We start from the raw sequence: 14,478 nt of genomic DNA on the forward strand, positions 1-14,478 counted from the left end.
ATACTTACCAATTTTTACCCAATGAAAAAAACACGCTTATTTCATCTTCATCGTAATAACCAAAACTAGTGGCATAACCGACGCCAATAACTGCAGGGCCAAAGCTAGTATCTGTCCCTAAATAAAGACTAGCAGAGGTAACCACTTCATCTAAACTCACCGACTCTTCTAATTGCCACACATTACCCATTTCCAAGCTACTTCCAAGATAAAGCGGTAAGCCGGTATCTCCCGGAATTTCTCTGCCTAAGTCATACTGATAAACAATCGCACCGAATACTTTATGGGCGCCAAGTAGCGCATCTTTTTGATAGCCAGAGAGGTTTAAAAAACCACCTAATTCAGAAAAATGAATAGAAAACTCATTATCAGTCAAAACACTTGCAAGAGAAGCGATACCGACAAAGGTATGATGCCCAATCCCGAGAGCACCACGCCAATCAAGCTCAACTTGCAACGATAAATTTTCTGGATATGGGTATTGATTATGAAAGTAATCATCTTTACGGAAGTACAAGTCTAGGGTTACTTTATTTCCCTTCGTCGGAAAATTAATACTGTTTAACGTGTCATAACCTAATGTTAAATAAGCACCTAGAGAATCATAGTTCAGGTCATCGTAATCATCATGTTCAAAATGCATCGTACCAGCTTCAGCAACAAACCCGAGCTCAGCAACACCATAATCACTGAAATAAGCACCTAATCCTAATCGCAACTCTGCAAACCTATTACGCAATTCAGGCCTTAAAAACTCTTCATTAAAATTATTTTCTGCGAACTTTTCTTGCTTGAATTGTAATCGATTACGAGAAAAAAAGGTTTGCTGTTGGTTTAACGGTTGATAGAACTCAGTAGCAATTTCACTTTCCCAGCCAATTGAAAGTTCATTTTTCCATTGTCCTCCATTATCAGTAATATCAGTTAACAAGTAAGCTACGTCGATTGAAAACATAGAGATATTAGAAAAATCGCTCTGCCAATCAAAACCAAACTTCAAATAATTAGGCCCCCATGACTTAGCTTTAGTTGTCACGACAATGGTTCGCCCAGCTTGTGAGTCAATTAACTCAGCATTAACATATTCAAAACGATCTAATGCATAAATTCGATTTAGCGCTTCATCGAGAGCCTCTTTAGTGACCACATCACCAATTTTAATTGATAGATGTTTTTTAATGATCGCAAGATCAACTTTAGATTGATTATCAAATTCAATAGCAATAATCGGTTGAAATATAGGTTGAGTCCATTGACTATTTTTCTGTTTTATAGCAAAACGATATTGTTCAAACTCTTTGTCAGTGACAGCAAGTACCTTTAAACGACCAAGGCTTTCACGCGTTGCAATTTCACCTTTTTCTAACGCCACATCTAAAATCGAAAAGTCAGTGGTGCTGAGTTCCTTAATATCCGGACGAATTAAGATATCTTTTGGCTCAAGTAAGGTTTTTTGATTATTTGTCGTAGTGATGGTTAATATATTAGACAGCTGACTCAATACATCAACGGTGCTGTTTATTTGATTTTTATCGAGTAATGGAGAGCCAATATCGACGGCAATAATCACATCGGCGCCCATCGCTCTAGCGACATCAACTGGCATATTATTAACAATTCCGCCATCAACTAATAACTTGCCATCAATCTCAATCGGCTCTAGTGCACCTGGAACCGTTGATGAGGCTTTCATCGCTTGAGTAATACTACCTTTATCAAGTACGACTGCTTTAGAGCTACTAATATCTGTTGCAACAGCGCGGTAGGGAATAGCTAAATCATCAAAGCTTTCAAATAAGCCAACCGAATCTGTGGAAAGTTTTAACAGCTGTAGTGCAGACTGTCCAAGTAATAAACCTGAAGGCATTTTGAGGGTGTTATCGCTGTAGCCCAAACGAAGTGTAATATTATATTTATCGCGTAACTGTTTATCTTCATAGAGTAAGTTTTCACGAGGAATAAAGTCAGAATAGCCTTTATCCCAATTAGTATTGAACATAATAGTTTCAATTTGAGCAGGGCTATAACCTAATGCGTACCATCCACCTATATAGGATCCAATACTGGTTCCGACTATATAATCTATCGGTATATTGTTAGCCTCTAGCACTTTTAAAACGCCAATATGAGCCGCGCCTTTAGCTCCGCCTCCACTAAGTACCAAGCCAACTTTAGGCCTTGCTAAGGCGTTAATTGAAAAAAAGCAGGAAATAATAAAACAGGCCAGTACGGCGCTACGTACCATAATATTAGCCACCTTTCATTGCACCCATCATGTCCCACATCGGAGTAAAGATCCCCAATGCTAAAATAAGCACCATACCGGCAACAAAGGAGATCAAAATCGGTTCAATTTTGGCAGTCATATTCTTAAGCTCATAATCTACTTCACGCTCATAAAAGTCAGCAGCCTCATTAAGTAACTCATCGACTTGCCCCGTCTCTTCACCTACCGCAATCATCTGTAAAACTAACGGTGTAAATAAACCTGCAGCAGATGCAGTTCGTAACAAAGGCTCACCAGATTCAATACCACTTCTCATTGCTAAGATTTTGTTTTGTAAGTAGTTATTATCAACTGCATAGGCAATCAAGTAAAGCGCATTATTCAGCGGTACTCCGGCACTCAACATCATCGAAAAACTACGTGAAAAACGAGCAAGAAGAGATCGTTCGATAACACTCCCCACCACTGGAATTTTTAACTTCCATTTATCCCATAAATAGGCGCCTTTCGAACTGTTAAGCCAAAACTTAACGCCTACTATTGTCATCACTAAGCTACCTAGCATGAAGTGCCAATAATTAACAAAAAAGGAGGATGTCCCAAGTAAAACTTGCGTTGTCCAAGGGAGCTCTGCATGAAATTTAGCAAACATATTGGCAAAGGTTGGAATCACATAAATATTCAAAATGACCATTGCAATAGCGAGCGCTATCAGTACAAATGTTGGATAACGCATCGCGCTTTTCACACGTTTACGAGTTTCTATTTCTTGCTCTAAGTACTCGGCGAGCTGTAAGAAGATACGATCTAATTGCCCCGTATTTTCACCCACTTGTACCAAAGAAACGTATAACTGCGAGAATGCACGCGGGTGAGCAGCCATGGCTACAGAAAGTGAATACCCATTGCGCATCCTTGCTAACACATCCTGTAGAGATTCAGCTAAAAGCTTTGAATGGGTAGACTCTGCTAAGCCATTAATCGCCCTTAAAATGGGAATACCAGCTTTAGTTAAGGAGTATATTTGACGGGTAAATACAATTAAATCAGTCGGTTTAACTTTAGCTGCAAATACAGCGCTGAAATCGAGTCCTTCTCCTCCCGCTTTTTTCTCTTTGACTGAACTGGGCAAAATACCTTTTTGCATTATTTGATCCGCAGCGGTATCCATAGAGTTTGCCTCTATTTCACCTTTTACCGAGCTCCCCTGCGCATCACGCCCAACATATTTATAAATAGCCATTAGTTAGGGTAATCTTTTGTTTGGTCATCACGTGGGGCGAGGGTTAGTTCATTCTCAAAAGGTTCGTTTTTGGGATCATTAGATGCAGAAGAGGCTGAAGTGACTTTTTCGAAGCGATCTACTAGTTTAAACACTTCTTCCAACGACGTTATACCCTGCTTAGCATAATCAAGTGCAGCAATTGCTAAGGGTTGAAAATAGGTTGAGTTTTTAGCTGCAATGGAAAACGCTTCAGTATCATCTAAGCGTAACGCCGAGACCATTGCATTGTCTAATTCAAGTAACTCAAACACGCCGATACGTCCACGATAGCCAGTAAATTGGCATCGCTGACATCCAGGCGCTGAATAGAAAGGCGTTTGAGTTAGTGGTTCACCGGTTAATTGCTCTAATAAAACTTGTTGTTCAAAAGGCGGTTCATGGCTAGTTTTACAGTTTTCACAAAGACGCCTAATAAGGCGTTGTGCGACGACTGCACGTAATGCACTTGCCACTAAATAGCCAGGAGCCCCCATATCCAAGAGACGTAATGTACTACTAATCGCATCATTAGTATGTAAGGTTGATAACACTAAATGCCCAGTTAATGCGCCGCGTAGGCCTATCTCCATGGTTTCATTATCACGCATCTCACCAACTAATAATATATCTGGATCTTGTCGTAATGCAGTACGTAATACAGTCGAAAAATCTAACCCTATTTTACTATTTACTTGCACTTGATTCACACGCGGTAAGCGGTATTCGACAGGGTCTTCTACGGTAATAATTTTGCTACCTGGCGCATTTAGGATATTTAAAGCGGAATAAAGTGTCGTCGTTTTACCACTCCCCGTTGGGCCGGTAACCAAAATCAAGCCATTAGGGCGTTTTAGTTGTAACTCCAAACGCTCTTGTAAATTCTCAGGAATACCTATTTCATCAAAGGAGAGTACACCAGCAGACTGATCAAGCAGACGCATAACCACTGATTCGCCTTCTTGAATTGGCATGGTCGATACACGAATATCGATGCTTTTACCTTTAACATTAATGTTAAAGCGCCCATCTTGTGGCATCCTTTTTTCAGAAATATCTAACTGAGACATTAACTTTAAGCGCAATACTAAGGCACTCGCAATACCACTTTCGGGTAACAAAGTTTCTTGCAACACACCATCAACACGTTGTCGTATTCGTAATACTTTTTCATCAGGCTCTATATGAATATCAGACGCGCCCACTTGCACAGCATCTTCAAACAACGATTGTAATAATTTAACAACCGTTGCATCTGAGCCCTCTCCACCTAAATCTAACCCGCTGACATCAAAAGCAGAAGTTTCGCCATGTTCTTCGCTCAGTTTTACAGCAAAAGAAGCAATCTCTTTAGTACGGCGATAAACTCGATCAAAGGACTCGATTAACTGGTCTTCTCGCGCTAACATCAGCTCAAAAGTACGGCCTTTTAGAAGAGTAGACAGTACATCAAGGCTATGCAGATCAGCGGGATCAGATACCACCAGCGTCACTACTTCGCCATTATCATGAATGGCTAAGGCACGAAGACGTCGTGCATGGACCTCAGGAATCAGTTGTACTGCATTAGGATCAATTTTTACTTTGAGCAAGTCAACAATGTCAATATTAAGCTGGCGAGATAAAAAAGTGAGAATTTGATCTTCACTGATATAGCCTAAGTGAATCAAAGTCGCTCCGAGTTTCAACCCAAGATTTCGCTGCTCTTTTAATGCATTGCCAAGCTGTGCTTCAGTAACCAGTTGCTCCTCGACGAGCAGATCACCTAAGCGTTTTTTAAGTTGTGGCTTCATAGGCTTCCTTTACTGACTTGCTAAATAGGTTAAGCGCTGATTAATATATTGTTTAGCCTTACTAGAGAGATCAATCTGCAATAGTGCTTTTTGGTAATTAGCAATAGCAGCTGTTTGTTTGCCCTGCTTATCTTGCGCTATCGCTAAAGACATGATCCAGCGACCATTATTAGGTCGTTGACTTATAAGCCCTTTATACAAGGTTTCTGCTAGTTCATAATTTTTAAATTTTTGCGCTAAAATTGCATAGCTCACATGGTAATCAAGGTTACCTTGAACCTCAGGAGGCGATTGCTGCAGATACAAAAATGCTTTCTGTTGGTCGCCATTTTTTAGCGCAATTCGCGATAACATAAGGTTAAAATCTGCATGCTCAGGAAACTCGCGAGCGCCTCTTTTTAATAGATTTTTTGCTTGCTCTTGCTCGCCAATACCATAGTAGTAAAGAGCCAATGATTGACGTATATCGTGAAGATTAGGTTGAACATTTAAGGCTTTATGTTTTTCCTGAGCAGCTAATTGCGTATCCCCAACCGAGAGTGCCTTTTCTGCACTTTTTAAGTGGATATCTGCTAACTCTTCTGCTGTTAACTTTGATTTAGTGATTTTCAAGTGTGAACCTGTTTTTACAGAAACAGGGACAATTTCTTGTTGAGGCATTGTCGTGACGACGGGCGTCGGTTGTATTGGGATAGGAGTCGAAGTAACACTGACCTTACTGATTTTTTTAATTGGTATCGCCGTAGCAGTCACTTTAGGCAGAGATTGTTGCACAATGACAGGCTTCATTGCAGGTTGTACCGTAACTTCAATGACCGGTGTTGGGGAAAATGTGATTATAGCTGCGCTTGACGTTTCTGAAACAGCTTGAACATTTGACTCAAGTAACACATTTACTTTTTCTGAGGTTGCTTCAGGATGCTTACTTTTATCATAAACAAGATACGATAGCCCTATCGAAGATGCTAATAATAAGCTTATTAATACAAATAGCAGCACCCTTTTTTTCTGTTTTTTAGGTGGCATTGATAACAGCATGGGTGAAGTATCTTGGTTTTCTTTCAGCCCTTGATGCATTTTATTAATGATGCTCATAACAACCCTTTCCACCATAATAATAGCGCTACATTAAGCACAACAAATAGTCCGACTAAAGCCCACAATATAGTGCTTGATTGCAAAGCATATGCATCTTCTGTATCAGCCACTGCTTCTTTAACTAATTTATTGGTAATTTTATAATGTTGTTGACCATAGCTTAGGATTAAGACTTTATGGGCCAGCACATTAATCAAACGCGGAATCCCACGACTAGCTTGACTTATTTTACGGCAGACGCTGCGATTAAAAAGCCTTGCACCTCGATAACCTGCTTGTTGTAAACGAGTAGCAATATAATGCTCAATCTCATCTTCTGAAAGAGCACGTAACTGATATGAAAAGGTAATACGCTGACGTAACTGCCGTAGTTTGGTGTCTTCAAGGCGTATATCAAGCTCTGGCTGTCCAAATAATACAACCTGTAATAATTTATCACTGTCACTTTCAAGATTAGAAAATAAACGCAAGGCTTCTAAGGTCGCATCCGGTAAAGCTTGCGCTTCATCGACTAAGACCAAAACCTTTATCCCCTGCTCTCGCATCGATAACAATTGTGTTTTAATACGCTCGGTCAGTAGGAATTGTTCATCAGATTCAGATTTTTCAATACCAATTTTATTCGCAATGAGGCAACGTAACTCATGTGCACTTAAATACGCATTATCGATATTACAAATATGATATTCGTCTGCTAACTCCTGCTGTAGCTTATTACACAACAGTGTTTTCCCAGTGCCCACTTCACCCGTTATTTTAAGAATGCTTTCACCAAACGACAGCGCAGTGGTGATCACCTCTAATGCCTCTTTATGAGGAGTGAAATCAATATAAAAATGTGGATCTGCTGTTAATGAAAACGGTGCTTTTTCTAGCCCAAAATGCTGTAAATAGATCATTTAGATGGATACCATTTTTCAATAAGATCCGAAGACTTCTGTATCTCTTGCTTCCAAGTATTTTTCTTAACCACCTGTGGCTTAACCAGAATGACCAATTCTGTTTTGTTATTCACTTTTTGCCTGTTAGTAAAAAACTCGCCTAACCATGGAATATCACCAATAAAGGGCACTTTAGAAACTAAATCTTTTTCAATCGTTTTCATCAATCCACCAATTACGATCACTTCACCCGAGTTCGCTTTCACTACGGTATCAGATTCTCTAACATCGCTTTTAGCAACAGGAATAACAAGATCAGCACTTGCATCAGCTCCAAAACTGATGGTTTTTGTCTGCTCTTCAATATCAATAATGGCAGGGTGAATATGTAATAACACACTATCATCATCATTAATTTTAGGGGTTACATCAACCGATATACCGGAGAAGAAAGGGGTGAGCTCGACACTTGGGTTAACTGAGTCGATACCACTGACCGTCGTAGTAGAAATATCCGTCACAAAGTACTCATCACCGCCGACTTTAATAATTGCTTTTTGATTATTCATTGCCGTTATGCGTGGTTTCGAAAGAACATTGACATCCCCTTGCGTTGATAGCAATGAAACCACTGCACTGAATGAACCATTAGAAATGGTTAATGCTCCACCGCCACCAATGGTATTTTTAATCACATTATCAGCAACTTTAGCTACACTATCAAAAAGTACATCGGTCGTCCCGATCGTATCCCCTGCGTTAGTCCAGCTGACACCCTGTTGATACTCATCACTTAAAACGACTTCAATAAGTTGCATCTCTAAAATAACTTGGCGTGTTAAATGGTCAGTTTCTTTTTCTAAAAAGTCACGCACCGAACGAATTTCATTTGGATATGCACGAATTGTGATCACCCCAGACATAGGGCTAACGATTACATCTCGTCCTTCCTTATTTTCTAATAACGAGTTAATTTTATACTCTAAATAAGCCCAGTAATTGGTACTGGTTATCGTTGTAATTTTAGTTCCGTCTTGAAGGCCGTTAGATGAAAATTGTCCACTAAACTCGTTATCTTTGGCATCATCTGCACGATTGCTACTATTCGAATTGCTTGAGTTGCTTGAACTTGAGCCACTTGAACTATCGTCATCATCGTCATCATCGTCATCATCGTCACTCAAATTACCCGCTAACACCGTGGTGCGGGAGCCCCCCATACGATTCATAAAAAGGTAATCTAAGGTAAAACTCGCAATTCGCATACCTGCAGGATAGATATGGTACACACGCCCTCTGAGTTTAATTTCATAACCATACATATCTTCAATTACACGGATAGCTTCCGCTAACGTTACTTGTTTTAACACCAGCGTGATTTCACCCGTCACATCTGGGTGAATAGCAACACTATAATCTGAGTCATTAATTAGCGAAGCGAAAAAGATGCGTGCATCTGCATCACGAGCAGAGATATCAATACGACGCTCTTCAGGTGCAATTCGTTGCGTTTGCTCATCAAGGTCAGCATAAAGCTCATCTTCAATTTCAGAGGGTAAAATTAGCTCCGATATAAGTTGCTCATCCGGAGTTTGTAGCACCTCTTTTTGTGCTGCAGCATCATTTTTTTTGGTAATTTGACACGCTGTTAACAGTAAAATACAACAGCTAATAGATATAATTTTTTTCATTTTTTATTTTCCATAATGCATCGCGCTTTAATGAGTAAATTGTTCATTAAATGAATATAACGTTAATTTATATGACTTATTTTGGTATTCAAGTAACACTTTTTCGGCATCGATAGCAATAATTTTATACCCTGCAACGTATTGCCCTTTCTGATATAACTTATTATTCATTATTGCTTGTGGGTGTCCCGATTTCACAACTAAGCTTTGTAAACGCGGTAAAGGAGCACGGTAAGCTTTGGTGACTTTCTTTGCTTGAAAGTTCAAAGGTGCAGTCGGATCGACTAAGAGCGCACTTTGCGCAAATAGGTTTGAACTGATTAAAAGACTAAGAAATATAATTTTATCCACTGACTAAGTCCTGTTGGTCGCTTAATGTATAAATTTTAAGTGTCACCTCTGCAAGTGGGTAGTTACTTACTTTATAATTTAGAGAATGCCAATAAAATTTTTCAGGTATAGATTCCACATTCAATAAATATTGATAAATAGCATTGTAGTCACCCTGTAAGGTTATCTGTAATGTATGCTGGTAAAATGGACTTTTATTAACCTCTTCAGTTGCGCCTTTATCTGCATTAAAGACTTTAACAGGTAAAGAGGTTAACGCACTTATCCTGACCCCGGGCGACTTGCTTAACACCTTAGTTAATGCAATTGGCATTTTTTGAGCATGAATAAATTTAACTAATTTCTCGTCAAGCTGTTTGTCAAGCTGTACTAATGTTGCCTGGCTAAAAGCAATCTTATTATTAATCTCTTTAAGCGGATCTTCCTGCAACCGTTTATTAATCATTTCAATTTCATTGTTAATCACTTTCTCAGCTTGCACGCTTTTTTGTAACGTTCTTTGCAATTTAGCCTGTTGTATTGTTGCCGGATCAATGATCCAAAAGTAAGCAATCAAAAAAGTACAGATAATAAGTGCGCTGAACATGGTAAAGCGCTCTCTTAGCGTCATCTGATTAAATAACTTCTCCAGCTTGCTATAACTAAATTTATTCACCTTTTCTTCCTTTTAAATCACTATTACTTAACTGAAAAGAAAAGAATCCTCTGTTCTCTTTTATTGTGATTGCTTTAAAAGCAACACCAGAAAGATCTTTAGTAACTTGCATGTTAGACAGCCAAAGAGGGACAGAGTCACTGTGCTTAGCATCCCCTGAAATATTTAATACTCCTTCAACCATAGAAAACTGATTAATACTTAAATCCGGCATATTGGCATCTGATAACCCACGCATTAAAGCAGAAAAACTGACAATGTCTTCAACATCAATATCAGATAAGGTCGCTAATAAACGCTGCTTAGCAGCCACTTCATTTTGTAATGTACTAAATAGACGTAACTTTTCGTCGGGTGCTCTGCGCTTTTGTAGCTCTATAACTAAGTCAGACAAAACTAATTGCTGATCAGCGATTTTCGATTGCTGTATAACCAGAGAATCATTGAGCGATTTAGTTTGATAAGTACTCATAAAGTAACTGAAGACAGAAAGAGAGACACAGACAATGAAGACAATGACAAATTGTGTAAACGTTGCTTTTTCACGTTTCGGGTAACAGCTTGCCTGATAAAGATTAACCTGTTTTTTCATTATTTTTCGCCCCATGTTAAACCGCCATAGGCGATAATAGAGAGAAAATCATATTGCCCATCTTCACCATAGGGTTGCACATTACGCGCCAAGTAAGCGCCAAGCTTTTCCGAAAGTAGCGCAATATCAGGACAAACCAATGCAAGATAAAGCACACCAATATTATTAATACGTAATTGCGAGCTAATGTAATCTAATACACGCTGAATCTCTAAGCTCAATCCATCTAATAATGCATTTTCAACATCCGCAAGTGGCAGTGCGATTAAGTCATTAAAGCCACGCAAGCGATGAGTGAAATAAAGCTGCCCCTCTTTAACGACGGTTAATACTAATTCGTTATTTTGCTGTGAAAGCAAGATGTTTGCCTCTTCATGGTCACCAAGTAAACGCGTTAAAGCGAGATCTTCAATAGTAATAACGTTGAGCTGACACCCAGTAGCAATGATCATGTCTCGAATCATTAACACGCGTACTTTCGGCACACAAATAACCGTTATTTGCTCTCCTTTACGCTGTTGAAAAGGCATATCAAAGTAATCAACAATCAAATCAAACACACTTTCCGAAACCAGGTCTTTAATACTAAACGGCAAAGAAGCCATTAACTCTGATGCTTCTACTTTCGGTTTTTCGATATCAAAGGTTTGATAAAAATCACGCCCTAATACAACTGAAACAGTACAATCGGACAAATTATGTTCTGTAAATAACGCTGAAACGGCCTCTAACCACTGACCTTCAGAGTTCACTGCTTTTTTGGCGAGCAAAGTAGGCCGACCTTTAAATAGGTGACAAATTGCAATCTGCTTATCACCTAAGTACAGGCTAATCTCTTTTGTTGTTTTTTTACTTAACAATTTTTTAAGCATAATAGCAGTTAAATTCTCTTTGTTTTATTGGTACTTAGTCACAAATAATAGAAGAATAATAAAGGATAAGACGATAAAATCTTATTTTATTTTTTAAATTCATATAGCAACTCTAAAAATGCAACCTAAATCACTTTCGTCTTTGCATGAGCAGTTACAAGCTCTTATCTCTGAATCACCACTTCAGCGAGTCAGTCATCCTCTATTAAGCGCTAGAAATATAAGCTTGAGCATTAAAAGAGATGATCTTTTACACACGCATATTTCAGGCAATAAGTGGCGAAAATTAAAATTTAATTTAATTGAAGCGAGATCACGTGGAGTAAACCATATTCTAAGCTTTGGTGGCGCTTATTCCAACCATATTCATGCACTTGCAGCGGCTGGCTTTCATTTTGGCTTTAAAACAAGCGCAATTATTCGTGGCGAGTCTCATTACGCAAATAATCCGACATTACAACAAGCCCAAAAATGGGGAATGCAATTACATTTTGTCACTCGTAAAGAGTACCAACTTCGAAATGAAGCAGATTACTTAATGCAGCTGCAAAAACGTTTTTCTGATGCGTTTATTCTACCGGAGGGGGGAAGCAATGCATTTGCAATTCCGGGTATTGCCGAAGCTTGCACAGAAATTAACCAGCAGTCAGATAACAGTGTCGACCATATCATTACTGCGACAGGAAGTGGGGGCACATTAGCAGGACTCGTCGCAGGTTGTTCAGCAACTAAAAATAAAATTAAGGTAACCGGCATTGCAGTACTGAAACAGGGTGAATATTTAAATCAACAAATACAGGAATTGTTAAAGCAAACTGAGCACTGCTATGACACACAATGGCAATTACAAACTCAATTTCATGGCGGTGGATATGCGAAGGTTTCACCCGTACTAAAAACTTTTTGCCGCACCTTTGAACAGCAATATGATATTCCCATTGAGCCTATCTACACCGGTAAAATGTTTTATGCGCTTTTTGAACTACTGAAAGAAGGGTATTTTAATGAAGGTGATCATATTGTTGCCCTGCATACTGGTGGTTTGCAAGGGCGACAAGGTTTTCAGCAAAATAAGCTTATATAGGCATCGGCTGTGCCGTTGAAAACAATGTTCCTTGCCCTGCATAGATGCCTAGTTTAAGTAAGCATTTCCACTCTTCATTACTTTCAATGCCCACTGCAATTACCTTGGTTGGGCTATTGATACAACTTGCCATTAAACTCTGCAAAGCCATTTGATTAGTTTTACGTAGGTTGATATCTCGTACTAACCCAGTGTGTAGCTTTAAGTAATCGATAGAAAAGTCGAGAATGTACCCCGTATTAACGATCGACTTTCCAACATTATCAATGGCAATTTTACACCCCACTTTTTGTAATGATATTAATGCATTACGCAGTGGATAATAGCTATCAACTAACAGGTGCTCTGAAACCTCAACAACAAGATTACGTCTAATAGGTTTTGATAGTTGCATTAACTCAAAGATAAACCATTTCATGCGTTCCCTATCCATGAGTATGCCACTGCTAAGGTTAATCGCGATTGGTTTACTCATTTCGCCACGCATCACGAGTAATGCCAGTATTTTTTCTAGCATTAATAGGTCAAAACGCTGTTGTAAGCCACACTTTTCAGCCATTGGTAAAAAGACACCCGCATCGATTACTTCTTCATCATATCCGATAATCCTCGGCCACAGTTCAGAATACAATTCGCTCATGCTATCACGTAGCATCAACTGCTGTCGGTAGAGTAACAAACTGTCTTTTTCTAAGACTCGCTCTAGTAGTGATCGCCACCTCACAGTGCCTTTTATTAAACTAGAGTGCTTAACCTCTTGTTCAGCTAAATACCACCCACTCATAACCTGGTGCTTAGCGACTAATGAAGCACGGTTAAGATCTTCCATAATAACAAGAGGCTTGTCACCATAACTAAAATTAACTACGCCAATATAGAAAAAATCATCAATAGAAAAATCTTCAGGGAGCTGTAATTGCAGTAATAATTTAGTCAGTTGCTTAGCCGCTACCTCTGTTTCTTCATAGGACATTTGCGGCAGTATCAATGCAAACTCTGACTTATCAATACGTCCGTAAAAAGGATCAGTGTAGCGACTCGAAAATTCAATCAACAGTTCCGTTATCTGCAATAACAATGCATTACGTTTATCTTTGCAGTAACTTTCTTCAATGGCATCCAATTCACTAAATTTAATCAACAACAGTGCGCTAGACAAAATAGCGACATCAAAAGAAGTGGCATCTAATTGGTTTTCAAAAGCAAGACGATTACCAATGCCAGTTGTTTCATCTAAAAAAGCTTGACCACGAATATGCGCATCAAAGTAACTTCGCTCTTTTTTACTTTCTTCTAATTTCTGATTAAGCATGTCTAAAGCTTTACTGGCTGACATCGGCCACTCTCCGGGCTCGGCAATACGTGCAGTAGGGTTATTTTGTAAAATATATTTTGCACGCTTTTCTAGTAACTCAGCGCCCCTGAATTGTTTTTTTATCCAACGAATAGCAAAGCCTAATAACAAAAGACTGATTAAAATGGCCGCGCTCACCCCCAATAAAGGTCCAGCGGAAAAGGTTAAGGAGTCATAGGGTCTGCGAGTATGGATAACAAGCGTAACGCTTGGATATCGCGCTAACTTATATTGATACTCTAATAATAAGTGATCAGGAAAAAAATCTCGGCTTTCATAATAATTTTGGAAAAGCACTAAATCATCACGCTGTATTTGTAAACGAACAATACCAGAGGCATCTAAAAGATCAGGTAACCATACATCGAACTGTTTTTTTTGTGCATGCTTATCTAATTGTGCTTCAATTACTTGAACGACACCATCTATTCTATTTTCATGAAATTTAAGGGACAACGATCGAAGGCTAAAAAAGCCCCCAATTAAAACCAGCGCAATACAACTCAATACAACCGTCGTGGTGATAAAGGTAAATTTGTCCGTAAATTTCATTAATCCCTGAGCGCCCTAATAATATAATGCTGAATTTGTAAATAACATTGATGAAAAGTGTACAATA

12 protein-coding genes are annotated in these 14,478 nt (G+C 38.9%); 1 reads left to right on the forward strand and 11 read right to left on the reverse strand.

Going from position 1 to position 14,478, the window contains the following annotated elements; genetic code table 11:
- Positions 1–4: 4 nt before the first annotated feature.
- The 10 genes from CW745_RS05900 to CW745_RS05945 are packed head-to-tail and all read right to left on the reverse strand — an operon-like array spanning position 5 to position 11,421.
- On the reverse strand, positions 5–2,257 hold the full coding sequence (locus CW745_RS05900; protein WP_238596705.1) for a patatin-like phospholipase family protein: 2,253 nt from the start codon (positions 2,255–2,257) through the stop codon (positions 5–7).
- Positions 2,250–3,470 (reverse strand): type II secretion system F family protein, encoded by a 1,221-nt coding sequence (locus tag CW745_RS05905; RefSeq protein WP_101107607.1) that lies wholly within the window; start codon positions 3,468–3,470, stop codon positions 2,250–2,252. Before CW745_RS05905 ends, CW745_RS05900 begins: the two co-directional genes overlap by 8 nt.
- Positions 3,470–5,281: a GspE/PulE family protein gene (locus CW745_RS05910; protein ID WP_101107609.1), complete on the reverse strand. Its 1,812-nt coding sequence runs from the start codon at positions 5,279–5,281 to the stop codon at positions 3,470–3,472. Before CW745_RS05910 ends, CW745_RS05905 begins: the two co-directional genes overlap by 1 nt.
- A gap of 9 nt (positions 5,282–5,290) precedes the next feature.
- Entirely contained in the window at positions 5,291–6,376 is a 1,086-nt protein-coding gene (locus CW745_RS05915) for a tetratricopeptide repeat protein (protein WP_193755541.1), read from the reverse strand.
- Positions 6,373–7,278 carry an AAA family ATPase gene (locus tag CW745_RS05920; protein ID WP_101107613.1) on the reverse strand — a complete coding sequence of 302 codons (906 nt, stop codon included), beginning with the start codon at positions 7,276–7,278 and terminating at the stop codon, positions 6,373–6,375. The genes CW745_RS05915 and CW745_RS05920 overlap by 4 nt, the downstream gene beginning before the upstream one ends.
- A complete protein-coding gene (mshL, locus tag CW745_RS05925; protein ID WP_101107615.1) occupies positions 7,275–8,951 on the reverse strand; it encodes a pilus (MSHA type) biogenesis protein MshL in 1,677 nt (558 codons plus the stop codon). Before mshL ends, CW745_RS05920 begins: the two co-directional genes overlap by 4 nt.
- A 27-nt stretch (positions 8,952–8,978) precedes the next feature.
- On the reverse strand, positions 8,979–9,302 hold the full coding sequence (locus tag CW745_RS05930; RefSeq protein ID WP_101107617.1) for an MSHA biogenesis protein MshK: 324 nt from the start codon (positions 9,300–9,302) through the stop codon (positions 8,979–8,981).
- A complete protein-coding gene (locus CW745_RS05935; RefSeq protein WP_101107619.1) occupies positions 9,295–9,957 on the reverse strand; it encodes a hypothetical protein in 663 nt (220 codons plus the stop codon). The genes CW745_RS05930 and CW745_RS05935 overlap by 8 nt, the downstream gene beginning before the upstream one ends.
- The gene (locus CW745_RS05940; RefSeq protein ID WP_101107621.1) at positions 9,950–10,549 is read right to left on the reverse strand and encodes a PilN domain-containing protein; all 600 of its coding nucleotides are present in this window, start codon (positions 10,547–10,549) and stop codon (positions 9,950–9,952) included. The genes CW745_RS05935 and CW745_RS05940 overlap by 8 nt, the downstream gene beginning before the upstream one ends.
- The gene (locus tag CW745_RS05945) at positions 10,549–11,421 is read right to left on the reverse strand and encodes a hypothetical protein (RefSeq protein WP_101107623.1); all 873 of its coding nucleotides are present in this window, start codon (positions 11,419–11,421) and stop codon (positions 10,549–10,551) included. The genes CW745_RS05940 and CW745_RS05945 overlap by 1 nt, the downstream gene beginning before the upstream one ends.
- Positions 11,422–11,539: 118 nt before the next feature.
- Between CW745_RS05945 and CW745_RS05950 the strand changes: the two genes are divergently transcribed.
- Entirely contained in the window at positions 11,540–12,505 is a 966-nt protein-coding gene (locus CW745_RS05950) for a pyridoxal-phosphate dependent enzyme (protein ID WP_101107625.1), read from the forward strand.
- Here CW745_RS05950 and CW745_RS05955 read toward each other — a convergent pair.
- The gene (locus CW745_RS05955) at positions 12,498–14,411 is read right to left on the reverse strand and encodes an EAL domain-containing protein (protein ID WP_101107626.1); all 1,914 of its coding nucleotides are present in this window, start codon (positions 14,409–14,411) and stop codon (positions 12,498–12,500) included. The genes CW745_RS05950 and CW745_RS05955 overlap by 8 nt on opposite strands.
- Positions 14,412–14,478: the final 67 nt, after the last annotated feature.

Source organism: Psychromonas sp. psych-6C06 (assembly GCF_002835465.1).
In the GTDB taxonomy this organism is placed as follows: Bacteria; Pseudomonadota; Gammaproteobacteria; order Enterobacterales; family Psychromonadaceae; genus Psychromonas.